Genomic DNA, 22,845 nt, shown 5'->3' on the forward strand with positions numbered 1-22,845 from the left:
ATGTGATGAAACGAGTCGCCCGAATCGTCAGCCCATTCGTGATCGCCTCTTTCACCGTCGGCAGCATGCCGGCGATGGCTACCCCGTCGGCCGTGGCCGATGGGCTGGTCACGACCCAGGAAGCGGTGAGCGCCGATCAGGCCAGCGCCGATCGTGAGCGGATTGTCGAGCTGCTGTCCCGCGATGAGGTGCGTGACCAGCTGATTGCCCAAGGTGCCGATCCGGCACAGGTCGAGGAGCGTGTCGCCGCCCTGTCCGATCAAGAGGTGCGCGAGATGAACGAACGTCTCGACCAGATGCCTGCCGGTGCCAGTAGCGTCGTCGGCGTCCTGTTCGCGGTGTTCGTGATCCTGCTGGTCACCGATCTGCTGGGCTTGACCAACGTGTTCCCGTTCACCCGCTGATAGCGAGTCGTCGCGAGCATGCGATATCGATCGATCAAAAGCGCCCGCTGGTCGGGCGCTTTGTTGTTTCTGGTGGCCGCCTTGCTGAACGGTTGCGCCACGACGCCGCCGCTGTCCGAGGACGCACGTTCGGCCGTACCGGAGCGACATCTGATCGAGGAGGTGCCGTTTCACGGGCAGCGTGATTACCAGTGTGGCCCCGCGACATTGGCCATGGTCCTCGACCAGGGTGGCCGGACGGCCAGCGTCGACGAGCTGATCCCGCAGGTGTTCTTGCCCGGCCGCGAGGGCAGCGTCCAGCCGGAAATGCTGGCCACCGTTCGTCGTCACGGGCTGATTCCGTTCGTCATTCCGGGGCGGCTGGATGCCGTCTTGCAGGAGGTGGCGGCGGATCGGCCGGTGGCCGTGCTGCAGAACCTGTCCCTGCCGTGGTGGCCGATGTGGCACTACGCGGTGGTGATTGGTTACGACCTCGACGACGAACGTCTGGTGCTTCACAGCGGCGAGACACCACGCATGGACGTTTCCATGGGGCGCTTTGATGCCACCTGGTCGCGGTCGGATCGCTGGGCCTTCGTCGCCTTGCCACCGGGCGAATTGCCGGCCTCGGGCGTGGATCGCGAGTCCGCCAAGGCCATATCGGCGTTCGAGTCGGTGCAGGGGGCGGAAACGTCGCTGCCTGCGTGGCAGGTGCTGGCGGATCGTGAGCCCAAACTTGCCCTGGCCCAGTTCGGGTTGGGCAATGCGCTGGCCGCCACCGACAAGCCGCGCGAGGCGGCCCGGGCCTTCCGCCATGCGGTGGACGCAGACCCGGAGTTCGCGGCCGCCTGGCTCAACCTGGGGCTGGTGTTGCGTTCGCTTGACCGGACGGAGGAAGCCGAGGATGCCCTGCGTCGGGCTGCCGAGATCCCCGGCCCCCTGCAGGAGCGGGCGCAGCAGCGACTCGAGGAACGCTGATCCAGGCTAGTTAACCGACTCACGGCCCCGCGGCGATTGGTCGATTCAACCCGAATCGTCTTCCTGTTCGATCAACGGCACATAGCCGGGCAGGGCCTCGACCCGTGTGATCCATTTGCCGACTGCCGGGTAGGGGGCCAGTGACACGCCGGCTTCGTCGGCCAGCGCCACGTAGGGGTAGCAGGCGAGATCGGCGATGGTGGGATGATCGGCGGCCAGCCACTCGGCCTGTTCGAGGCGTTGCTCCATCAATCCCAACCCGGCACGTCCCTCCCGCTGGCACTGCTCCCGGTTGAAGGGTGAACCGAGCCGCCAGACGGCGCGGGCGCGGGCCAGACCGTAGAGCAGCTCGTCGCCGGCCACGGCCAGCCATTGCATCACGACCGCCTCGGCAGCCGGATCGTCGGGGAGCCAGTCGGTTGTGGCGTATTGGCGAGCCAGGTACACCAGAATCGCCATCGAATCCCAGATCCGTACCTCGCCATCGACCAAGAACGGCACCTGGCCGCGCGGGCTGATGCGCTTGTATTCCGGGGAGCCAGGTTGCCCGGCGACGACGTCGATGGGGACGCGCTCGTGCTCCAGGTCGAGCATCGAGAGCAGCAATCGCACCTTGTGGCAGTTGCCGGACAGGGGAAAGTCGTAGAGCGTAATCGAACTCACGGCGGCGTCTCCGGGAGTGGGTTGGGGCGGGAGTCCATTCGGCCCGCAGAAGAAAGGCCCGGCATGCCGGGCCCCACTGACATATGTTGGCGCCGCCAGGGCACGTCAGGTCAGGCCACGAACGGCAGGCCCTCCTCGATCGGCAGGCTCGGGTCGCGCGACCACTCGTTCCATGAGCCGAAGTACAGCCGCACGTTCTCGATGCCCGCCGCGCGCAGGGCGACCAGCGTATTCGACGCCCGGGCACCCTTGAAACAGTACAGGAACACCTGCGAGTCCGGCGAGATGCCGACGCTGTCGCACTCGGCGCGAATCTCGGCCGGCGACTTGAAGCGCGCCACCTCGCCGGGCTTCATCAGGGAACCCCTGCACGGTTCGATAGCGTCTCTGGCTCGCGGGTTTGTTCGCAATCAAGGCGCCGGACCGAAGACGGGCTCATTGCCCGTCGAGGGACGGCAACGCTGAGTGCGGGCAAACCCGCGAGCCCCATCCGGGCGGGCCTCCAAGGACCCATCTGCGGCGTTGCAGCCCTTGTAAAGGGCGACGGCCCTTCACGACGGACTGCGTCTTGCATCTGGGCCCTTGGAGGTCCCGCAGAGACGCTATCGAACCGTGCAGGGGTTCCCGTGATACCACTCGATCCACTTGGCATCGGGCAGACGCCCCTTGCGCGGGCAGAAATCCTTGCCGTAGGGCGAGGAGCTCTCGGCGATCCACTCGTCGACGTCACGCACGTCGAGCAGGACCACGTCGTCGCGCTCCAGGGCCGCGAGCACGTCGTCCTTGTCCAGCATGACGTCGCTGGCGCTACTGTCGAGCGGGAAGGTGGCGGCCACCGGGGTGGGCGTGTCGGTGCTGACCGGTAGGTCTGCTGCCACCCAGCCCTGGAACCCGCCGTGCAGGATGCAGATCTTGTCCTTCGGGTAGCCCAGATGCTCCAGCAGGAACAGGCCGCGACAGGACTGGCCGAAGCCCGTGTCCATCGCATCCTCGTAGAGCACCGCGGTCTTCTCCCCATCCAGCCCGGCGGCACCGAACTTGTCGCTGAACTGCTGTTCGAGTTCGTGTAGGGAAACTCTGCACGATTCGATGGCGCCTCTGGCTTGCGGGTTTGTTCGCAATCAAGGCGCCGTGCCGAAGGCGGGCTTGTTGCCCGGCGAGGGGCGGCAACGCCGAGTGCGGGCAAACCCGCAAGCCCCATCCGGGCGGGCCGCCAAGGACCCATTTGCGGCGTTGCAGTCCTTGTGAAGGACCGCGCCATTCACGGCGGACTGCGCCTTGCAACTGGGCCCTTGGCGGTCCCGCAGAGACGCTATCGAATCGTGCAGAGTTTCCCTGGCCCTTCCGGGGTGGAGGTGGCGAGGAAGGTGAAGATCTCCGGCATGTTGATCGCCCCCGGCAGATGCCCGGCGGCGTAGGCCTCGGGGCTGCGCGTGTCGATCGGCACCACGGCCGTTGTTCCGAGTAGTCCCTGCAGGTCCTGCGGTTCGATGAGGGGGTTGCTCATGTGTTGCTCCTGTGTGGTTCCTGGGGCTTTGGGCCCGGCGGTTGTGTCAACGGCGTTGGCCGCGGTTAGCCGGTGCGTCCCGCGACGCGCCGGTAAAGGGATTCGTGCTCACCGACCGCCTTGCCGGCCAGGGCGTAGCCGGCGAGTTGGCCGCGGCTGACGAAGTCGTTGCGCTGGCCCTCGGCCACGGTGTGCAGGGTCCAGCGGCCCAGGTCGGCAAGCCGGCGGTCGGGCGGGCAGAGCATGATCGGCAGACTGGGGGTCTTGACGCGAATCGCGGCCGGACGGTGCTCGAATGGCTCACAGTCGCCATTCAGGGCCGCGGCTGCTGTCGTGGCCATGCGGCGGATCGGCTCGATGAAGAAATAGCTGCGCCCCTTGATCTCGGCGCAGTCGCCGACGGCATAGACGTGCGGGTCGCTGGTCTGCATGGTTTGCGCCGAGGCGAGGATGCCGCGGTTGGTGACCAGCCCGGCGCGGTTGGCCAGATCGGTGTTGGGCACCAGCCCCATCGCCGAGATCACCTCGTCGGTGCGGATTTCCCCGCCGTTGGTCAGCGTGACCTTCAGGCGATCGTCGGCCGGGTCGACGCGGGCGAGGCTGATGCCAGGGCGAAAGTCGACGCCCTTGGCCGCCAGATGCCGCCCCAGCTCGTCGCCCAACGGGGCGGGGGCCAGGCGGTCGAGCGGGCGTTCGCCGAGATCGAGCACGGTGACGCGATGCCCGCCGGCGGTCAGGTCCTCGGCCAGTTCCACGCCGATCAGGCCGGCGCCGATGATGGTGACGTGGCGCGGTTCGCCGTCGAGACGAGCACGTAGACGCTGGTAGGCGGCGAGATGATTGAGCCGCGTGATGCGATGGGCGGCATCGCCGTCGAAGGCGCGAAAGCGCTGGCGGGCGCCGAGGGCGAGCACCAGATCCCCGTAGTGGACCGGGCCGCGGGTGGTCAGCAGTCGCTTGCCGTCGGTGTTCAGTGCGAGCACCGAGGTGTTCGGTTGCAGGGTGATGCCCAGTTCGGCCGCCTTGGCCGGCCCGCTTTGCTCGACGAGATCCTCGGGGGCGCGTCCCTGGCTGATCGCCATCGACAGGCCCGGCTTGGTGTAGGCGGCCGCTTCGTCGTTGCTGATCAGGGTGATCGGGCGGTCGGGATCGCGGGCACGCAGTTGTTCGGCGACGGTCCAGCCGGCGATGCCGGCGCCGACGATGACCACCGAGTCCGGACCGCCCACGCCGCCTTGTGCGGTGCGAGGGCGAGGGGCGTCGTTCTGGGCGGCGCGCTGGGCGGCGTATTCGTGCAGGGGCATGAAGTCGGCCTTGGTCACCCCGCACAGCGGGCAGTACCAGTCGTCGGGGATGTCCTCGAAGCGGGTGCCGGGCGCCAGCCCGCTGTCCGGGTCGCCCTCGTCCTCGTCGTAGATCCAGCCGCACACGGTGCAGATCCAGCGGATGTCTTCTTCAGGCGTGTTCATGGCGGGTCACCTTGGTCTCGTTTACTTCATTGGGCGCCGACGGGCGCGGTTCTGCCTTGGGGCGGGTCACGTCGATGGCGGCGAGGCACAGCCAGGCAAGCAGGCTGCCGGCCAGGAGCAGGATCGGCGTGCGTCCCGCGTGGGGCGCGGTCATGACAGCGCCTGCTGGTTGTTGGATCGTGGGCGGGGCATGGGATTAATCGATCAGTGCCTCGATTTCCTTGCGCAGATGCTTGATCGCCGGGGTCACGATCGCGACGAAGTACGCCTCGCGCAGCTTGCGTTGGGCCGGGGCATCGACGAGGTAGCCGTTCGCGCCGGTGTGCAGCATCGCGCTGTTGGCCGCGCGCAGGGCGAGCTCGGAGCCTGCCAGCCGCAGTTCCAGTACCTGGCGGAAGTACGCCGGGTCGGGGTTGTATACGTCCCGGGCCAGTTCGCGGACCAGCGCGCGGGTGTCTTCCAGTGCCTCGCGCAGTTCGTCGGGGCGGTCGTCGAGGTAGCAGTTGACGTGGCCGAGGCGCGGTTCGACGTCTTCGCACAGGCGGATGCAGCCCTCGATCACGCCGGTGGCCATGCCTGCCTGCAAGAGGACGAAGCCGGGCTTGATGCGATTGAGGAGCGGGCCGACCGGGTCGGCGATGATCTCGTTGTGGGGGATGAAGACATCCTTGAAGAACAGGGCGTAGGTGCCGGTGCCTTCCATGCCGCAGAACTCGGCCAGCTGCCGGAACTCGAATCCGGGGGTGTCGGTGTGGACCAGCGCCATCACGTCGCGCGGGTTGTCGCCCTCGACGCGGAAGATCGAGCCGAACACGTGCGATTCGCCCAGGTTCGAGATCCAGGGCAGTTGGCCATTGACGATAAAACCGTCCGCGGTCTCCTCGGCGTGCAGCAGGATGTCCTCGATGCCGGCGAAGTACTTCATCGGGTTGGACAGGGCGGTGCCGCCGAGCAGTTCGCCGCTGGCGAGCTTCGGCAGGACGGTGTCCTTGAGGTGGCGGTTGTCGGAATTCTCGACATACCAGGCCACGGCGTCCTGGCACCAGGTCATGAAGCCGGTGGACATGCATTCGGCCGAGATGCGGTCCATGTCGTCGATGGCCGCGGCAATGTCCATGCCGGCTGGGTTCTGTGAGGCGAGATGGTGGCGATAGGCCCCGGCTGCACCGATTTCGTGCAACACGTCGGCGGGGTATTCGCCATGGTCGATCGCGATCACCTTGGGCTTCAATGCGCGGCGAATCACCGTGTCGAGGTCGGGCGTCGCGTCGGTTTTCAGGAACGCCGGTACGTCGGGCGGGGCCGCCGTGGGCCGGGCTGCCACGGGGTCGTGGGTGGCAAGATTCATGGGATCACCTCCGGTAGAAGGCCCGGCGGACCGGGCCGATTGGACGACGTCTCGGCGATCAGGCGAGATGGCAGGAGAGGTCGACCGGACGGGTCATGGTGTTGGCCACCGGTGACCACTTCTCGGCGGTGTCCAGCAGGTCCTGCAGGTCTTCGTCGCTGATCGGATCGACCGTCTCGACGTCGAAGTAAACGCGGATGGCGGTAAAGCCCAGCGGCTTCGATTCGTCGAGGTCACCCGTGCCCCAGACGGCGGTGACGTTGATGTCCGCTTCCATGTTCAGCTCGAGCTTGCTGATCTTGATCTGGCGGGCGGTGGCGTTGGCATGCACGCCCACCGCCAGGCAGGCGCCCAGCGCAGCTAGGGTGGCCTCGGAGGGGTTGGGAGCGGTGTCGTCGCCCAGCAGGTGCGGCGGTTCGTCGACCACCACCGGATCGAGGTCGCGGATGTAGGTCAGGTTTCGGAAACGGCCTTCGCAGACGGTCTTCGCCTTGAGCGTGACCACTGCATCCGGGTTGGCCTTGCCCTTTTCACTCAGTGCCTTGAGGCCGTCGGCGTCGATTTCCTTGATCGCCTGGCGGATGCAGGACGGGGCGACGGGTTGGGCGGTTGCTGTGCTCATGGGTATTCACTCCGGTTTTGGATTGGCTTGGACGTGGGTCGGGATATCGCTGGACGAATCCCGTCGTCGCCCCCTGTATTGCAGAGGCTGTGCCAATAACCGGAAATGTCGTTGTGGCGCCGTTTGGAGGGGGTGGTGCATGGCGCTGCCCCAGGGTGGGGCAGGCATTGTCGGACAATGTCGGGGCTTTCGCCGGCGTGGGGCGGACAATGTCCGGTTGGCGGTGTGTTAGTGCGTTGATGGAATGCGTAAGTAGCGGAAATAAAAGGATAAGTGCTGCTTGGCAGGCTTCTTGTAACGACAGGGGACAGTGGCCCTGACGGTCACGACGACAAACCCGATATCCCTTGACGGAGATGCCCACATGATGACCAAGCAAGCACTGACCGACCTGATCCTGGAAAAGAAGACCGCGCTCGGCCTGTCGTGGGCCGATATCGCCAGTGGCGTCGGTCTGTCCCCGACGTTCGTCACCTCGGCCTGTTTAGGCATGAACAGCCTCAAGCCCGAGTTCGCCGACAAGCTGATCGCGATCCTCGAACTGCCGACCGAGGCCAAGGCCGCGATCGAAGCCTGCCCGATGAAGACCTGGGAGCAGACCGTCCCGACCGACCCGCTCATCTACCGCCTCTACGAGATCGTGGGTGTCTATGGTTCGACCATGAAGGAGCTGATCCACGAGGAATTCGGCGACGGGATCATGAGCGCGATCGACTTTTCCCTCGACATCGATCGCGAGGTCAACCCCGCCGGCGATCGCGTCGTGATCACCATGAACGGCAAGTTCCTCCCCTACAAATCCTGGTAAGGCCGCTTGCGGCGGGCCCGCGAGCCGAACGTGAAAAGGGCGCGTCCAAGACGCGCCCTTTTTCGATGACCGGCGGATGACGATCCGTCCACCGGGATCGGCTTCGCCGACACGATCAGTCGATCAGGACCCGTGCGTTGATCGGTTGAACCGGTCGGTTGTTTTCCTGGCCGATCGCCTTCTCGAACGACGTGATCTGCTCGGTGGAGAGGGTGGGGTGCTGTTGCATGATCACCCAGCGGACACCCTCGCTGCAGGGCGGCGTGGTCAGCGAACCGTTGTAACGATAATGTTCGGTTCCGGCAGGTAGCAGTTTGGCCGCGTTGAACGCGGCATCCAGCTCAACCTCTTCGCCTGCCGAGCCGGGGAGCTTCTTCACGAGCGGCTCGAGCGCGTCGTTGGCTTCTCCTTCCTCGAACAGCGCGGCCACGACGGCTAGGTTGCCGTCCGGGTCGGCATGGACGAAATGCACTTCCAGCGGGAAATGTTTCCCATCAATGGTGTGCTCGCTCGGGGCATGGAAATGGAACTGTTTGAGCTGGAAGTCCCGTCCGTCGAGCGTAAGGGTGCTGCCTTTCTGGTAGTCGACCTGAATGGCGTGACCATTATTGACGAGGTGGGTGCCGCCGTCGCTGTAGTCAAATGTCGGGGCTGACTGATCCGCCGACAAGGATGCAGTTACATCGATGGGTGACTGGTTTACGCCGTCACCACAGCTCGAGTAGGCCGGGTCGAGCGAGGCCCACTGGTCCGGGCCGGCATCGCCCTCGTAGCTCCAGTGAGTGGCGTCTGCTGCCATGGTGTGATGGGGCAGGCCGAACGCGGCGACCAGTACGGCAATGGTTCCGGGAGTAATTCGCATGTGGGACTCCTTGTTTGTTGTGGTTGGCGGATGACCGATCAAGTGCGACTAGGTAGCCAGGCTATTAGTTCCCCGAACGGTGAACGCTTTTGGTCCAAGTGCATAGACGGCTAATCAAAAGCCCGCTACCCTCGTGCCGTGCCTCGAAAACCATGACAAGGAGAGTGACGATGCTGATGCTGGACGTGAAGGATCTCGGGTGGTGGTACTGGTTGGTGACGGCCATGCTGCTGAGTGTCGGGCTGTTGATCGACCCGGTGGGGCTGTGGCTGGCCGTGGGGCTGACCGTTATCAACCTGGCGCATTTTGCCCTGCGCGCCGATCGCCTGACCGCCTTCCCGGTGCAGGTGCGGTTCTTCTACCTGCTGTTGCTGCTGGTTGCGTTGCCCGAGGCGATGCGCTGGCTGTTCTGGATCCCCATGATCGGCACCTGGGCGCAGGTGCTGGTGGGCTACTGCACCATGGCCCGCCTGGTCTCGCTCCTGCCGTGGAATCGCCGCGAGCCGCTGACCTGGCGGCTGGTGTGGCGGCGGTTCATGTCGCCCCCGGTACGGGGCAGCGTGGCGGACTGAGTCATCGAGGCCCGGGACGTGAACAAAAAACGGCGCGGATGATTCCGCGCCGTTTGCCGTTCTGGGTGCAGAGTTTCGCTAGGGGCTTACGCCGCTTCGCTGACCCAGTCCCCCGGGCCGCGGCGGCGCTGCACGTCGCCCTCGTCGGTCAGACGCAGCAGGGTGAGCCAGCGATTGCCCACCAGGTGCTGCAGGGTCTCGTTGCCTGCGATGATGTCGTCGATCGCCTCGGCCGGCGCCTCCACGAAGGCCGACAGGCGCAGCGGTTCGTGGCGCCAGTTCTCGCCGTCGTGCAGCGACTGCATCGACAGGCCCACCCGCAGGTCGCCGCCGTTGCCCTCGAGCACGCCGACCAGGCCGCCGACGACGTTGTGCAGCACCTTGTTGCCCGAGCCCTGGCGCTCGTTGTCGACCGTCGAGCCGTAGTACTGCAGGTTGATCCAGCTCGCCACCACCAGCGGGGCCGTGAGGATCAGCTCGAGCACGCCGAAGCCCTCGTCCTTGCGCCAGTCGTAGTCGTGCAGGAACGACCGGCCGCCCAGATCCAGGTCGCGGGTGCGCTCGCGCGGCGCGGCGATGAAGGCCGCGTTGCCGGCCAGGCCCCATTCCGGGCGGACCTCGGACCAGTCGCGCCCGCGATGGGCCACGGCCTTGCGCGCGGCCTCCCGGTCCGCCGGGTTGTCGGACAGGTTCTCGCGCAATGTCACCAGCCGCTCCAGGCGGGTGAGGTCACCGGCCTGCACCAGCGCCTGGCCCAGTTCGTCGAGCGTCGCGCGATCAACCGCCCCCTCGTTGAGGTCGAGCAGGTCGACCTCGTCGGTGGTGGTGTCGTGCAGCGCGGCGACGAAACGCGTGTCGGCGGGGATCTCGATGCCACGCCCGACCAGGCCGTCGCGGATCGCCGGGTCGTTCAGCAGGTCGGCGGCCACCCGGGCGCTGACCTCGCCGGTCTGCCCGGCGCAGGCACCACAATCCAGGCCCGCGCGGTGCGGGTTGTTGGTCGTGGTGCTGCCGTGGCCGGCCAGCAGCACGATCGGCGCGATCGACTCGGTCAGGCCCAGGCCGCGCAGGATGCCCTCGGCCATGCCCACGCGGGCCTCGAGGTCGGCCTCGGAGGCGAGCGACGGGTGGATCCGGGCGCGCTCCTCGTCGGTCAGCCCGGCCTGGTCCGGCGGCGGGGCCGGGGTGTGCCAGCCGAGCGTGTCGCCGATCAGCTTCGGGATGTAGGTCAGGCCGGCCGACTCGACGAAGGTGAAGCAGGAGGCCGCCGAGAGCTTGAACTGCTTCCACGACAGGCCGTTGCCGATCCGTTGTTCACGACGCGCGGCCAGTTCCTGGCCCGCCTGGTCGCCACCCTCGGCACGATCCGCGACGGTCACGCCCGGGTTCAAGAGCACCGGGGTGTGGGTGCGGCACTGCGACTCGCCCAGGCGCTGGTAGGCCAGCGGCACGCCGAAGAAACCGGCAAAGCCGATGGTCCGGGCACCCGGAAAGCTGGTTTCCAGATGACGACGGAAGACCTCCGAGCGCACGTCGATGCAGAAGGCAGCCTGTACCGGCGGGCGCGCCGCGTCGGTCCGTTCGGCAGGGCTCGCGTGACGGAAATGCCGGATGACCGGGTCGCGGAAGGCGATCTCGGTGGCCGTGAGCATGACCTCGTCGATCACCGCCTCGTTCTCGGCGGCGGCGATCGCCTCGTGATGGCGTTCGATCTCGCGCTGCCAGTCGCGACGAATCGCGGCGCTGTCGGTGGCCTTGAGCGCGAGCGCCTCCCAGACCAGCCGCACGGCGAGCAGGTCGGTGAGGTCCTCGTTGCTGCCACCGGTCAGCTCGGCGCCCCACAGGCGGTAGCGGCAATAGGCCGCCCAGCCGTTGATCGACTTGAGCGCGGCGAACAGGTAGTCGGCGTGGACCGATTCCGGCAGCTGCAGGGTCTCGATCGCCCAGGAGATCGCCTCGATCGGGTCGCTGGGCACCGCCTTCAGGTGGCGGCGCGCCTCGCCCAGGCCGGCAGCACGGGCGCTGCGATCGATCAGGGTGTACTCGCGCCAGGCGGTGAACAGCGATTCGCTCTCGTCCGGGGCGCTCCAGATCGCCTGACCGCGGTCGAAGTGGGCGGCGAGGAAATGGCTGATCTGGTCGACCACGAAGATCGAGATCGGGGCCGCGCCCGGGCGGTCGAGCATTTCGACCAGCATGGGGATCGGCGTGCTGCTCCGGTGCGGGGCCTCGAGTGCCTTGATCACCGTCTCGATGCCCACCGGGTGACCCAGTTGCTCGACGGCGCGCTCGATGTGCGTGCGGGCCAGTCGCCCGTCGCGCCAGCGCTGGGCGTACCACTCGTGGTCCATGACCGTGCGCTCGCCGGCGATCGCACCGAGGTAGCCGGCCGCCTCGCTGAACGGCTGGTCGATCAGGCCCAGGTAGGGATTGACCGCTACGAACGAGTCCAGCGGCCAGAGCGGGGCGATCTTGCGCCCGGCCGTGTCGGCCAGCTCGCGGACGTGGTCGAGGTCGAGCCGTCCGGTCGGGTCAGGCATCTGGGCGTTGTGCTTTTGGGGCTGCGTTGCCAGTGTCATGGCAGTGTCCTCCCGGTAGATATCCGGCGAATCAGTATTGGGTGGTTGTGACGGGCGTTTGCGCCTTGAGCGCGTCATGGCGCGACCGGTGCTGACCGACCTTGTGCGGCCAGAGGCGATGCGCGGCTCGCTCGACCAGCAAGTCGACGTAGAGCCCGTTGTAGAGGTGGACGAACAGCCCCTTGCGGCCCGAGCCGTTGAAGTGATCGCGGCCGGGGCCCTGCAACCACGCGAGGAACAGGAAGCTGATCGTGGTCAGCCCCAGCATCAGGCCGTAGGCCGGCGTCAGGGTGTCGGGGATCCCGGCGACCGTCGGCCCGAACAGGATCACGAAGGCTTCGTGCAGCGCGAAGTAGACCGCGGCCATGATCGCGGCAAGCCCCGCGGCCCGCGCGATGCCTACAGCGCCCGGCGCGACGATGATCGCCTTGAGCACCAGCTGGGCCACGGCCAGGGCGACGATCGCGATCAGGGCGATCAGTGCCGGTTCGTGGCTCACCGACAGGCCGAGCACGGCGGCCAGTGCCGAGGTCAACGCGAGGCTCGCGGCGATTGTGATCGCCCAGGTGCCGAAGCCGACGCGGCGGCGCGCTGCCGGTTTCGGCTGGCGCAGCTGGTCGGGGATGCTGCCGGCGGCGAGGAAGGCATGCGCCTTGTAGAGCGAGTGGCCGACCAGGTGCAGCAGGGCCAGGGCGAACAGGCCCAGGCCCAGCTCGAGCAGCATGAAGCCGAGTTGCCCGGTGGTCGACCAGGCCAGCGAAGACTTCACGGCCGTCTGCGTGAGCATGACTAGGGAGGCGATCACCAGCGTTGCCAGCCCGACGATCGCGAGCAGGAACAGCGCGCTGCCCTGGGCGGCGAGGAATTCGCTGGTGCGCAGCACGATGATCGCGCCGCTGTAGACGACACCCGCGTGCATCAGGGCCGAGACCGGCGTGGGCGCCTCCATGACCTGCAACAGCCAACCGTGGAACGGGAACTGCGCGCTCTTGAGGATCGCGGCGAGCACGATCAGGAAGGCCGCCACGTGCATCCCCATCGGCATGCCGTCCTGGGCATGGGCCCACTCGGCGATCGCGTCGAACTGCAGGCTGCCGACCTGGTGGCCGATCAGCAGGGTGGCGCCCACCAGGCAGGCGTCCGCGCTGCGGCTGAACAAGGATTTCTTGTGCGTTGCCATCACCGCGCGGGGGCGGTCGGGGTAGAACAGCAGCAGCTTGTGCAGCGAGAAGCCGGTCAGGATGATCGCCAGCGTGAACAGCGCAAGGTTGGCCGAGATGACGACCAGCAGGAAGAAGCCGGCGGTCAGGGCCAGCAGGCGGAAGAAGCGCGCCTGCTGCGGGTCGCCGTCGAGGTACTTCTCGCTGTAGCGGGCGATCAGGGTGACGACCAGCGCGACCAGTACGGCCAGCGCCATCGTGAGCTGGTCGACCTGGATCGAAAGTGCCAGTGCGCCGGTTTCGCCGGGCAGCGGCAGGGCGGCGAGCGTCAAGGAGGCACGGTCATCGGCCAGGAAGACGAGGGTCGCGGCGATGGCCAGCGCCAGCGCACCGATCGAGGCCCAACGAACCCGCGTGCGGTAGCGACGTGCCGTCTCGACGCCCCCGGTGGTCCCTGGAAGCGCGGCGACCAGCAGTAGCAGCGGCATCAGGGCGAGTAGGGCGCCGGCAAGCGGCCAGTTGGTCAATGCGTTCATGGTCTCCCTCCGGTCAGGCTGGTGGTTCGGGTCCGCTCGCGGAATCGGGGCGGTCCCGCCGGCAGGACGAAAGGTAGTGACGAGCCAAATCGATCACCAATACGAATTTCCGAAGCAACCCATTGGCTTTAGTCTATGCCAAGATTTTCGCTGGGCCTTCGGGGCAATGAATGCCCGTTTTGAGGGTGAAAATTCGCTCCAACGACCGCCGTGGCGGCGTTTCGTCATGGTATTGGTTCTAGTCAATGGGTTGCCGTTGGTTTATCTATGGATAGACTGGGTTGAATGGAATGGATCGAAAATTTCAATACAAGCGATCGATCTCCCCGCCTCGGCAGCCGGTGGGGGCCACGGAAATCAACGAAGGCCACCGAAGGACGACCGGATCGACCTTGGAGCCCGGGTTGCATAGAATTCGATCTATGCGAGAGGTGAGAAACAGGAAGGGGGGTGATGATGGCTAACGAGAACCGGCAATCAGAGGCGCGTTATCTCCTGCGGCGGGCCACCCTGCGACAGATCGAGATCGTCGAGGCGGTTGCCCGGCTGGGGAGCTTTACCCGGGCGGCCGAGGAGCTGTTTCTGACCCAGCCCACGGTGTCGGCCCAGGTCAAGAGCCTCTCGGAAACGGTCGGCATGCCGCTGTTCGAGCAGATCGGTCGCAAGATCTATCTCACGGATGCCGGCAATCGGGTCGCCCGTGGCTGTCGCGACGTGATCGACACCTTGTCGAATCTCGAGATGTCGCTCAACGATCTCAAGGGGCTGAAGAAAGGCCGGCTGCGCCTGTCGGTGATCACCACGGCCAAGTACTTCGCGCCGCTGGCGATGGGGGATTTCGCCAAGCAGTTCCCGGACATCGAGATGGAGCTCAAGGTTTCCAACCGCGACACGCTCGTCAAGCGCATCGAGGACAACCTTTCCGACCTCTACATCATCGGTCACGTGCCCGACAGCGGGCTGGATCTCGAACTGATTCCGTTCGCCCCCAACCCGCTGGTGGTGATCGCCCACCGTGACCACCCGCTGGCACGCGAGCGCCGGATTCCGCTGGAGCGGATCGCCGAGGAACCGTTCATCATGCGCGAGCCGGGGTCGGGCATCCGCAACAAGATCGAGGAACACTTCGCCCAGCATGGCCTGAAGCTCAGGCAGCGGCTGGTGTTGGAAGGGCCCGAGTCGATCAAGCACGCCGTCGTCGGGCAACTGGGTATCTCGGTCGTCTCCGAGCACGCACTCAATCTTGAAAGCGAGGCCGGACCGCTGGTCAAGCTGGACGTGGAGGGCTTTCCGCTGCAACGCCAGTGGAACATAGTCTACCCGCGCGGCAAGGCCCTGTCGGTGATCGCCCGCGAGTTTCTAGCCTTTCTCAAGGAACATGGCGGTGATTACCTCAAGATTGGCTGATCGGCGCCGAAAAAGGGTTATGGCAGCGCGTTCCCAGCCGCCGGTCGGCCTGGCCGTCGTGATAAAGTCTCGCCGCTCAAATGCTCGCACCGGGATCTCGCCCCAGACGTGAAACAAAGCTTCCGCCCCACCCTGATAAAACGGATTGCGCAGAATCCGGACTTCCCGGCGTTCGCGCGTACGGTGCAGGAAGCCTATCGCCTGACCGACGACGAGCTGGCCTCGGCCAACGATCTCTCCGCGTTGATCCTGCGCGACCCGGCGCTGACCCACCGCATCCTCCGCCTGGCCAATGCCGCGCATTACCGGCACCTGGGCGGGCAGATCAACACGGTCACCCGCGCGGTGACGGTGCTGGGCTTCGAGGAGGTGCGACTCGCCGCGCTGGCGCTGTCGCTGTTCGAACAGATCGACAGCAAGGCGCATAGCCGATTGCTGCAAAGCCGTTTCATGCAGGCGATCTACCAGGCCTTCCTCGCCCAAGGGCTGGCCCGCGAGCTGGGCGGTCTGTCCGCCGAGGAGATGTTCCTCTGCGCGCTGTTCCAGGATTTCGGCGCGTTGCTGGTCTATCGCCACGCCCCCGAGCACCTGGCCGAGATCGAGCGGGCCCGCCGAGAGGACGGGCTCGACGAGGACACGGCGATCCAGAAGGTGGTCGGCGTGCTGCCGGTCGCGCTGGCGCGTGACGTCTGTCGCCAGTGGGGCCTGCCGGAATCGGCGCGGCGGTTCCTGACCACGGCGCGGGCCTCGGGCAAGATCACCCGGCTGACCCCGGAGGCGCGCGCGCTGCGACTGGCGCAGCTGGCGCGCGCCTCGGCCGAGGTGATCGCGCGCGGCGAATCGGTCGATGCGATCCGCCGCGACACACTGGACCTTGCCCACCGCTGCGAGGTGGAGACGTCGGTCTTCGAAGAGGCGAGTGCCGCCGCGCGTGACCATATGCTCGAGTACGAGGAGCTCCTGTCCTCGGCCGAGCGCCCGGCGTTCCTGCAGCGCATGGAGGCCGACCAGGACACGCCGATGCCGGTGGAGGAGGGCGTCTCGAGCGCCCCGCAAGCCGAGGAGCGCTCGGAGCGCCTGATTGCCTGCATCGAGCAGACCACCCAGGCGTTGACCGAGGAAGAGCCCCTCGGCCAGATCTTCGCGCGCATGCTCGAGGCGATGCACGAGGGACTGGGCCTGGACCTGGCCGTGCTCTACATGCTCGAACGAAAGGCCTGGAAGCTCGTGCCCCGCCTGGGCCAGGGCGCCTCGTTCGCCGAGTTCAAGCCGCGCATGACCGTGCCGCTCGCGGAAACCAGCCGACTCGCTCAGGTGTTCCAGTCGGGCGAGGATCGCAGCATCCACCGCCCGAAGATGCCCAGCGACGACATCTTCGACTGGCAGTTCCGTGGGGCCGGCGATCTGGCGATGGTCTACCCGTTGCACGTCAACCGCGCCCCGTTCGGCCTGTTCTACCTTGAAGGCCCGGCCGCGGCCTTCACCGAGGGCAACCTCAACAGCCTGCGCACCCTGCGCAACCAGGCTGCATTGGCACTCAAGTCGCGCTCGAAGCGCTGATCGGCGCGACTCACAACGCCCCCGGCGTTACCCCGTGCGTCGACTGGCTACCAGTCGGTAGAGCGCCGGCAGCACCACCATGTTCAGGAAGGTCGAGGTAATCAGCCCGCCGAGGATAACCACGGCCATCGGCGCCTGGATCTCGGTCCCGGTCTCGCCCAGTCCCATCGCCAACGGAATCAGTGCCAGGCCGGCGGTCAGGGCGGTCATCAGGATGGGGGCAAGTCGCTCCATCGAGCCGGTGACCACCGCCTGGTCGACAGTCATGCCTTCCCGCGCCAATGCCTGATAGCGGCTGATCAGCAGAATGCCGTTACGAATGGCGATGCCGAACAGGGTGATGAAACCCACGAGTGCAGCCACCGTGATCGTCCCGCCCATGAACCAGACGGCCGCCACGCCCCCGACCAGGGCCAGCGGGATATTGACCATCACCAACAGCGCCAGTCGCAGCGAGCGGAAGGCCATCTGCAGCAGAAGCAGGATGCCGGCGAGCACGGCCAGCGAGACCCAGCCGATGGTGCGGGTGGCATTGGCCTCGGCCTCGAACTGGCCGCCGTACTCGATCCGGTAGTCCTCGGGCAGGGTCATGTCGGCGTCGACGCGCGCCTGGATGGCCTCGACCGCGCCACGTAGGTCGCGACCGGCGACATTGGCGCTGACCACGAGTCGGCGCTGGGCATTCTCGCGCAGGATAGTGCCCGGCCCGCGCTCGAACGACGGTCTGGCCAATGCCCGCAGCGGCACCATGTCGCCGATGGGTGTCTCGATCAGCGTGTCACCCACCGCATGGCGATCCCCGCGGGCCTGGTCATGGAAGCGCACCACCAGGTCGAAGCGGCGATTGCCCTCGAATACCTCCGAGACGACCTCGCCGCGGTAGGCCGTCTCCACCAGCCGGGCAACGTCTTCCACCGTCATGCCGTAGCGGGCGATGGCCTCGCGATCGGCACGCAGTCGCAGTTGCGGCACGGCTTGCAGCGGCTCCATGGCCACGTCGACCAGACCGTCCACCTCCTTCATCGTGGATTCGAGTTCACCACCCAGCTGCCGGAGTTCGGCGAGCGACGGGCCGAAGATTTTCACCGCGATGGCCGCCCGGGTGCCGGAGAGCATGTGATCGATGCGATGCGACAGCGGCTGGCCGATATTGAGGTTGACTCCGCGCACGCCATTCAACGCGCCGCGCAGGTCGGCCATGAACGCCTCTTTGCCTTGCGGGAGCTCACCCAGCGTCACCTCGAGCTCGGAGGCGTTGGGTCCCTGGGTATGGGCATCCAGGGCCGCACGACCCGTCTTGCGGGCCACGGTTTCCACCTCCTCGAAATCGAGCAGGACCTCCTCGAGCTGTCGGCCGATCGCCGCCGAGGTCTCCAGTGAGGTGCCGGGCGGGGCGGTCGCCTTGATGGTGAGGCTGCCCTCGTTGAATTCGGGCAGAAACGAGCGACCGAACTGGCTGATCACCAGCAGCGTGGCCACCACCATGATCACCGAGAAACCCAACACGGCCGGTGCGAACCGCAGGCTGGCGTTCAGGATCGGGGTATAGAGCCGCTTGGCAAAGCGGATTACCGGGGGGTCTTTCTCTTCACCCATGGCCTTGTCCTTCGATAACAACCACAGGCTCAGGACCGGCGTCAGTGTCAGCGCCACCAGCAAGGAAGCGGCGATCGCGAACAGGTAGGCCAGTCCCAGCGGCTCGAGCAGGCGCCCCTCGACCCCCTGGAGGAAGAACAGCGGGGCGAATACCAGCATGATGATGGCCGTCGAGAAGACCACCGACTGGCGCACTTCCGAGCAGGCGCGGTAGACCACGCCGGCCGCCGGGGCGGGCTGCTCGCGATGGGCGTTCTCGCGCAGTCGTCGGTAGATGTTCTCGACGAAGATGATCGCGTCGTCGACCAGTGCGCCGATGGCGATGGTCATGCCACCGAGGGTCATGGTGTTGATGCCGATGCCCATCCACTTGAGCCCGATGAGGGCGACCACGAGCGACAGCGGAATGGCGAGCACGGAGATCAGCGTGGTGCGGAAACTGAACAGGAAGGCGAACAACACCACCACGACGAAGATCGCGCCATCCCGAAGGGCGACGGCAACGTTGTCGATGGCGCGGGAGATGAAATCCGCCTGGCGGAACAATCCCGGCTCGAGGTGGATACCCTCCGGCAGGTCGGTCTCTGCCTGCTGCAGGACCTGACCGATACGCTCGGTCAGTTCGAGGGTGTCGGCGCCGGGTTGCTTGGATACCGCGACGACAACGCCCGGATCGCCGTTGATCCCGCCATCGCCAATCGGGATGCCCGGACCCTCGCGTACCTCGGCGACATGCCGGATGCGAATCGGTGCGTCGTCTCGGACGGTGATGACGGCTTCACCGATGTCCGGGGCATTTTGCGTGCGGCCGAGAAAGCGCAGCACGTAGTCCTGGCCACCCTCGCTGATCCAGCCGCCACCGGCATTCCGGTTCGACCGGGAGGCCGCCTCGCGCACCTGGTCGAGACCAATGTTCATCTCCTGCAGGCGGTCGGGCGAGACCAGCACCTGGTATTCGCGAATCTCGCCCCCCAGGGCGGTGACGTTCGCCACGCCGGGGATGGCAAGCAACTGGGGCTCGAGTAACCAGTCGGCGACCTCCCGGGCCTGCATGAGATCGCCGTTTTCCGAGGCGCGGACACCGAAGAACTCGATCTCGCCCATGATCGAGGTGATCGGGCCGAGTTGCGGCACGCCGGCGGCCCGGGGCAGGTCATCGCGGGCCTGATCGAGTCGCTCGGTGACGATCTGTCTCGATTCGAGGATGTCCGTGCCCCACTCGAATTCCACCCAGACGATGGAGAAGCCCGGCACCGACTGCGAGCGCAGGCGTCGGACGTCGGTCGCGCCATTCATCGCCGTCTCGATGGGGAAGCTGACCTGCTGTTCCACTTCCTCGGCGGCCAGGCCCGGTGCCTCGGTCATCACGGTGACTGTCGGGGCGGTGAGGTCGGGGAATACATCGACGGGCACATCGCGTGCCGTGATCACACCGAGGACAAGCAACACGGCGGAGGCGGCCACCACCAACAGACGGTTCTGCAGTGACCAGCTGATCAATCGGTCCAACATGTTTGTTCTCCGTTACGGAATCTCGGGCCGAATCGTCGGCGTCTCTGGTTTTCGGGTTGGTTCGTAATCAAGGAGCGGGCGCGAAGGCGGGCTTGTTGCCCGTCGAGCGCCTGCAACGCCGAGTACGGGCCAACCCGGAATCCCCTTTCGGGCGGGTCGCCAAGGGCTCATCTGCGGGATCACCGTCCTTGTGAAGGCCCTCGCCATTTACGGCGGGTCCCGCCTTGCGTGCGACCCCTTGGCGATCCCGCAGAGATGCTGCCGATTCGACCCGTGATTCCTTTAGTGGGCGTGGCCGTGGCCGATGTCCTGTTCGCCTCGCGAGGCCAGCAGGACGGTGTAGGCGCCTCGCGTGACCACGCGCTCACCCGGTTGCAGTCCGGCCGTGATCGCCACGCGGTCGCCACTGCGGATGCCGGTCTTGACCTGACGGCGCTCGAAGCGCTCGCCGCCGTGCTGGACGATGACCACCTCGATGCCGTCGTCGTCGAGAATCGCGGATTTCGGCACGACCACGGCCATCTGCCCGGAGCCGATCGAAAAGGCCGCCGACCAGGCCGTGCCCGGGATCAGCTCACCGTCGGGGTTGGGGACGTCGAAGACCACTGCCACGGTGCCGTTTTCCTCGGTCTGGCTGCCGACGTAGGCGAGTTCCGCACCAGCGAGCCTCTGCCACTGGCTGCCGGCCTGGCGTGCGAGGACGTTGTCGGGGCGCTTGATCCGCGCCATGTCGCCGGGGTAAGCCATGGCCTTGAGCCAGACGCGACTGTCGTCGAGCAGGGAGAACACGGTCTTGTTGGCCGCGACCATTTCGCCCGGCGCGTGTTGGCTGGCTGTGATTACCCCGCTGATCGGGGAGCGAAGGGTGATTGCTGCACCCGCCTGATCGCGCTCGCCTTCGACCTGACCGAGCCGTGTTCGGGCCCGTTCCAGTGCCTGTTGCGCAACGCGGTATTCGGACTGCGCCTGATCGAGGCGTTTTTGCGAGACGACCCCACCCTCGTACAGGTCCTGTACGCGATCGCGTTCGGCGCGGGCGAGGGAAACCCGTTCCCGCGCCTCGGTCAGGTCAAGACCGAGCAGGCTGACGTCATCGGCTCCGCTCAACGGCAGAACGCGGGCCAGGGCCTCACCGGCCTCGACGCGGTCGCCGGGGCGTTTCCACTCGCCACTTTCCGGCGGAACCAGCATGCCACCGGCCGGTGTGGCGGCCTCGACGCTCTGGCCCGGTCGGGGCTCGATGCGCGCGGGCACCGACAGACGCTCGGTGATGTAGTCGCTGAAGGCTTGGCGCACGGCAAAGTCCATGCGCCATTGCTGTTCCTTGAGGAACGCGATATCACCCGCCTCATCGCCATGTCCGTCCTCATGGTCTTCGGTGCCATGGTCGTGACCATGCTCGTCGTCCGCGGCACGGGCCTCGCCCGGCGCCGTGACGGTGACATGCCCGGCCTCGATGGTGAGCGCGTCCTCGCCCGTGCCGAGGATCAGATCGAGTTGATAGTGTCCCGGTTTCTCGACGCTGATCTCGGGCAGGAAGATGCCGTCCCGGGCGATCGCCTCGGCAACGTGTTCCTCGACGTGGCCGTCGTCGCGCTCGAAGCGGTAACGGAGCGGGCCGGACATGACGGGCGAGAACTCGCTGAGGTGGGTGAGGTGCGTGATGTACTGGCCCGGTTCGCCGGCGGTCGGCGCGGGGAACTCCATGAACAGCTCGAGTTCCCGCGACCAGGTCGTGACCGCGCGCATGGGCGGCTCGTCCGTGGCGGTATCCTCGCTACTCGCCTCGACATGCTCGCCCTGCTCGTCGTGTTCGTGGCCGAGTTCGTCGAGACAGCCGGACAGGGGAAGACTCAAGGCAGCCGCAAGGGCGAGCCAGAGCCGCCGGTGGGGCATGGCAATCGGGTTCATCGGTCTTGCTCCGGGTAATCGGTCGTGAGCATCAGGCCGGCGGCCAGACGCAGGTCGGATTCGTGTTCACGCGCCTCGAGCAGCAGGTCGATATACCGCCGCGAGCCGCGAATGTTGGCCTGGGCGGCGTCGATCAGTTCGGTCAGGCTCAGCTCGCCCTGCTCGAACCCTCGGCGTGTCTGCGACAGCACGTCGTCAGCCGGGGCCAGCACGGCCGTCCGGTGTTCGTCGATGTGCTCAAGCACCCCGGAGAGGCGCGCATGGGTGCGTTCCAGACGAATGCCGAGGTCACGCTTCGTCACGTGACGCTCGGCATCCTGTCGGATGGCCTGGCTTTGCTTGGCATCGACGCGACCACGTCCCTGCGACCAAAGGGGTAATTCGACCTGGAGGCCGATGTGGTTGGTGGTTTCCTTGCCGCCGTTGATATAGCTGCGCTCGCGTCCCATGCGGACGGCCAGGTCCGGCAGCCGCTCCGCCCGTGCCTGCTTTACCTCGGCGCGTGCGGCGGCCAGCTGTCGGGCAGCGGCGTACAGGGTGGGGTGGCGGTCGAGTCGCTCGCGCAGGGTGTCGAGTGCCGGGGGCGTGTCGGGCCGGCTCAGTTCGGCCAGGGAGACGGGGGTCTTCCTGTCGATGGCGAGCACACCGCGGTAGTCAACGAGCGCGGCCTTGCGCACCTGGCGAGCCTCGTCCAACTCGGCCTGGGCCTCGGCATGCAACAGGTTCAAGCGCAGGCGTTCGCGTTCGGACAGGTCGCCTGCACGGGCGCGGCGGTCACCGATGTGCGCGAAGCGCTGGGTCCATTCCTGCTGGTTCTTGGCCTGCTCGATACGCGCTTGTGCCCATTGCAGCCGGTGAAAGGCGAGGGCGGCGCGGTGTTCCATGGCGAGCGCGCGCTGGAGTTGCTGTGCCTCGGCCGCCTCGACGCGCTTGCCGGCGGCGTCTGCGCGGTGCGCAATACGCCCGTCGATCGGTAGGGGCTGGCGGATCACGTATTCCTTCACCGACCAGCCGCCCGAACCGTCCTGGATGCCGAGTTCGTCACTGAAGTTGACCTCCAGATCGGGGTTGGGCCAACGGCCCGCCTCCTCGGCCAGACCAGCACGGCGATCACGCTCGGCACGGGCGGCGTCGATTTCCGGTGCGACGGACAGTGCGCGTTCGGCACTGCGCTCGAGCGTCCAGTCGGCGGCCGGCAGCGTCATCGGGAGGAGCAACAACAGGCTGCCCACGAGCAAGGGGCGATGGGTAGGGCGAACCCACCTCGGGTGAGGCGTCAATGGCATGACGAACTCCTCTGGATCAATGCCCGCTATGGGGCGGATAACCACGCGTCGCTTCACTCGACGGTTGGCGTGGTGCGATCAGGGTG

The 22,845-nt window shown here is 66.6% G+C and carries 20 protein-coding genes; 6 read left to right on the forward strand and 14 right to left on the reverse strand.

The window, feature by feature from the left end:
- The first annotated feature begins 5 nt into the window (after positions 1 to 5).
- Positions 6 to 404 carry a PA2779 family protein gene (locus VWP12_RS06720; RefSeq protein ID WP_125198667.1) on the forward strand — a complete coding sequence of 133 codons (399 nt, stop codon included), beginning with the start codon at positions 6 to 8 and terminating at the stop codon, positions 402 to 404.
- An 18-nt stretch (positions 405 to 422) separates the two neighbouring features.
- The gene (locus tag VWP12_RS06725) at positions 423 to 1,361 is read left to right on the forward strand and encodes a PA2778 family cysteine peptidase (RefSeq protein ID WP_410473494.1); all 939 of its coding nucleotides are present in this window, start codon (positions 423 to 425) and stop codon (positions 1,359 to 1,361) included.
- 45 nt (positions 1,362 to 1,406) lie between these two features.
- Here the strand turns inward: VWP12_RS06725 and VWP12_RS06730 are convergent, their stop codons facing one another.
- From VWP12_RS06730 to VWP12_RS06765, 8 genes are all read right to left on the reverse strand, one after another.
- The gene (locus VWP12_RS06730) at positions 1,407 to 2,024 is read right to left on the reverse strand and encodes a glutathione S-transferase family protein (RefSeq protein WP_410473495.1); all 618 of its coding nucleotides are present in this window, start codon (positions 2,022 to 2,024) and stop codon (positions 1,407 to 1,409) included.
- Between the two features lie 110 nt (positions 2,025 to 2,134).
- A complete protein-coding gene (locus VWP12_RS06735) occupies positions 2,135 to 2,380 on the reverse strand; it encodes a sulfurtransferase (RefSeq protein ID WP_410473496.1) in 246 nt (81 codons plus the stop codon).
- A 246-nt stretch (positions 2,381 to 2,626) separates the two neighbouring features.
- Positions 2,627 to 3,145, reverse strand: coding sequence for a sulfurtransferase (locus tag VWP12_RS06740; protein WP_410473497.1), 519 nt, complete (start codon positions 3,143 to 3,145; stop codon positions 2,627 to 2,629).
- A 191-nt stretch (positions 3,146 to 3,336) separates the two neighbouring features.
- Positions 3,337 to 3,531, reverse strand: a complete 195-nt coding sequence (locus VWP12_RS06745) for a rhodanese-like domain-containing protein (protein WP_410473498.1) — start codon at positions 3,529 to 3,531, stop codon at positions 3,337 to 3,339.
- Positions 3,532 to 3,596: 65 nt separating this feature from the next.
- Positions 3,597 to 5,000 carry an FAD-dependent oxidoreductase gene (locus tag VWP12_RS06750; RefSeq protein ID WP_410473499.1) on the reverse strand — a complete coding sequence of 468 codons (1,404 nt, stop codon included), beginning with the start codon at positions 4,998 to 5,000 and terminating at the stop codon, positions 3,597 to 3,599.
- Entirely contained in the window at positions 4,987 to 5,154 is a 168-nt protein-coding gene (locus VWP12_RS06755) for a hypothetical protein (protein WP_410473500.1), read from the reverse strand. Before VWP12_RS06755 ends, VWP12_RS06750 begins: the two co-directional genes overlap by 14 nt.
- 42 nt (positions 5,155 to 5,196) lie before the next feature.
- Positions 5,197 to 6,348 (reverse strand): acyl-CoA dehydrogenase family protein, encoded by a 1,152-nt coding sequence (locus tag VWP12_RS06760; RefSeq protein ID WP_410473501.1) that lies wholly within the window; start codon positions 6,346 to 6,348, stop codon positions 5,197 to 5,199.
- A 58-nt stretch (positions 6,349 to 6,406) separates the two neighbouring features.
- Positions 6,407 to 6,970 (reverse strand): OsmC family protein, encoded by a 564-nt coding sequence (locus VWP12_RS06765; RefSeq protein ID WP_396582035.1) that lies wholly within the window; start codon positions 6,968 to 6,970, stop codon positions 6,407 to 6,409.
- Positions 6,971 to 7,334: 364 nt separating this feature from the next.
- On the opposite strand from VWP12_RS06765, the gene cynS reads away from it, so the two are divergent.
- The gene (gene cynS, locus VWP12_RS06770; protein WP_410473502.1) at positions 7,335 to 7,778 is read left to right on the forward strand and encodes a cyanase; all 444 of its coding nucleotides are present in this window, start codon (positions 7,335 to 7,337) and stop codon (positions 7,776 to 7,778) included.
- 115 nt (positions 7,779 to 7,893) lie between these two features.
- Here cynS and VWP12_RS06775 read toward each other — a convergent pair whose 3' ends face one another.
- Positions 7,894 to 8,640 (reverse strand): carbonic anhydrase, encoded by a 747-nt coding sequence (locus tag VWP12_RS06775; RefSeq protein WP_410473503.1) that lies wholly within the window; start codon positions 8,638 to 8,640, stop codon positions 7,894 to 7,896.
- Between the two features lie 170 nt (positions 8,641 to 8,810).
- Here VWP12_RS06775 and VWP12_RS06780 point away from each other — a divergent pair, with 170 nt between their 5' ends.
- Positions 8,811 to 9,212 (forward strand): hypothetical protein, encoded by a 402-nt coding sequence (locus tag VWP12_RS06780; RefSeq protein WP_410473504.1) that lies wholly within the window; start codon positions 8,811 to 8,813, stop codon positions 9,210 to 9,212.
- Positions 9,213 to 9,298: 86 nt separating this feature from the next.
- On the opposite strand, the gene VWP12_RS06785 is transcribed toward VWP12_RS06780, so the two are convergent.
- On the reverse strand, positions 9,299 to 11,791 hold the full coding sequence (locus VWP12_RS06785; RefSeq protein ID WP_410473505.1) for a YbcC family protein: 2,493 nt from the start codon (positions 11,789 to 11,791) through the stop codon (positions 9,299 to 9,301).
- A 31-nt stretch (positions 11,792 to 11,822) separates the two neighbouring features.
- Positions 11,823 to 13,487: an NADH-quinone oxidoreductase subunit L gene (locus VWP12_RS06790; RefSeq protein ID WP_410473506.1), complete on the reverse strand. Its 1,665-nt coding sequence runs from the start codon at positions 13,485 to 13,487 to the stop codon at positions 11,823 to 11,825.
- Between the two features lie 453 nt (positions 13,488 to 13,940).
- Here VWP12_RS06790 and VWP12_RS06795 point away from each other — a divergent pair, with 453 nt between their 5' ends.
- Together VWP12_RS06795 and VWP12_RS06800 are read left to right on the forward strand one after the other, a co-directional pair.
- Entirely contained in the window at positions 13,941 to 14,894 is a 954-nt protein-coding gene (locus tag VWP12_RS06795; protein ID WP_410473507.1) for a LysR substrate-binding domain-containing protein, read from the forward strand.
- Positions 14,895 to 15,002: 108 nt separating this feature from the next.
- Complete coding sequence (locus VWP12_RS06800; RefSeq protein ID WP_410473508.1) at positions 15,003 to 16,454, forward strand: HDOD domain-containing protein; 1,452 nt, start codon at positions 15,003 to 15,005, stop codon at positions 16,452 to 16,454.
- A gap of 27 nt (positions 16,455 to 16,481) precedes the next feature.
- On the opposite strand, the gene VWP12_RS06805 is transcribed toward VWP12_RS06800, so the two are convergent.
- The 3 genes from VWP12_RS06805 to VWP12_RS06815 all read right to left on the reverse strand — a co-directional run bounded on the left by VWP12_RS06805 (position 16,482) and on the right by VWP12_RS06815 (position 22,759).
- Entirely contained in the window at positions 16,482 to 19,562 is a 3,081-nt protein-coding gene (locus VWP12_RS06805; protein WP_410473509.1) for an efflux RND transporter permease subunit, read from the reverse strand.
- A gap of 282 nt (positions 19,563 to 19,844) precedes the next feature.
- Positions 19,845 to 21,473, reverse strand: coding sequence for an efflux RND transporter periplasmic adaptor subunit (locus VWP12_RS06810; protein WP_410473510.1), 1,629 nt, complete (start codon positions 21,471 to 21,473; stop codon positions 19,845 to 19,847).
- Positions 21,470 to 22,759: a TolC family protein gene (locus tag VWP12_RS06815; protein ID WP_410473511.1), complete on the reverse strand. Its 1,290-nt coding sequence runs from the start codon at positions 22,757 to 22,759 to the stop codon at positions 21,470 to 21,472. Before VWP12_RS06815 ends, VWP12_RS06810 begins: the two co-directional genes overlap by 4 nt.
- Positions 22,760 to 22,845: the final 86 nt, after the last annotated feature.

It is taken from the genome of Guyparkeria sp. TX1, from assembly GCF_046523965.1.
Classification (GTDB): domain Bacteria; phylum Pseudomonadota; class Gammaproteobacteria; order Halothiobacillales; family Halothiobacillaceae; genus Guyparkeria.

Coding starts and splice junctions, on each gene's coding strand:
- VWP12_RS06745 (WP_410473498.1), bottom strand. CDS start 3,531: ATGAGCAACCCCCTCATCGAACCGCAGGACCTGCAGGGACTACTCGGA.
- cynS (WP_410473502.1), top strand. CDS start 7,335: ATGATGACCAAGCAAGCACTGACCGACCTGATCCTGGAAAAGAAGACC.
- VWP12_RS06750 (WP_410473499.1), bottom strand. CDS start 5,000: ATGAACACGCCTGAAGAAGACATCCGCTGGATCTGCACCGTGTGCGGC.
- VWP12_RS06810 (WP_410473510.1), bottom strand. CDS start 21,473: ATGAACCCGATTGCCATGCCCCACCGGCGGCTCTGGCTCGCCCTTGCG.
- VWP12_RS06790 (WP_410473506.1), bottom strand. CDS start 13,487: ATGAACGCATTGACCAACTGGCCGCTTGCCGGCGCCCTACTCGCCCTG.
- VWP12_RS06815 (WP_410473511.1), bottom strand. CDS start 22,759: ATGCCATTGACGCCTCACCCGAGGTGGGTTCGCCCTACCCATCGCCCC.
- VWP12_RS06765 (WP_396582035.1), bottom strand. CDS start 6,970: ATGAGCACAGCAACCGCCCAACCCGTCGCCCCGTCCTGCATCCGCCAG.
- VWP12_RS06805 (WP_410473509.1), bottom strand. CDS start 19,562: ATGTTGGACCGATTGATCAGCTGGTCACTGCAGAACCGTCTGTTGGTG.
- VWP12_RS06755 (WP_410473500.1), bottom strand. CDS start 5,154: ATGACCGCGCCCCACGCGGGACGCACGCCGATCCTGCTCCTGGCCGGC.
- VWP12_RS06795 (WP_410473507.1), top strand. CDS start 13,941: ATGATGGCTAACGAGAACCGGCAATCAGAGGCGCGTTATCTCCTGCGG.
- VWP12_RS06735 (WP_410473496.1), bottom strand. CDS start 2,380: ATGAAGCCCGGCGAGGTGGCGCGCTTCAAGTCGCCGGCCGAGATTCGC.
- VWP12_RS06785 (WP_410473505.1), bottom strand. CDS start 11,791: ATGACACTGGCAACGCAGCCCCAAAAGCACAACGCCCAGATGCCTGAC.
- VWP12_RS06775 (WP_410473503.1), bottom strand. CDS start 8,640: ATGCGAATTACTCCCGGAACCATTGCCGTACTGGTCGCCGCGTTCGGC.
- VWP12_RS06725 (WP_410473494.1), top strand. CDS start 423: ATGCGATATCGATCGATCAAAAGCGCCCGCTGGTCGGGCGCTTTGTTG.
- VWP12_RS06760 (WP_410473501.1), bottom strand. CDS start 6,348: ATGAATCTTGCCACCCACGACCCCGTGGCAGCCCGGCCCACGGCGGCC.
- VWP12_RS06780 (WP_410473504.1), top strand. CDS start 8,811: ATGCTGATGCTGGACGTGAAGGATCTCGGGTGGTGGTACTGGTTGGTG.
- VWP12_RS06720 (WP_125198667.1), top strand. CDS start 6: ATGAAACGAGTCGCCCGAATCGTCAGCCCATTCGTGATCGCCTCTTTC.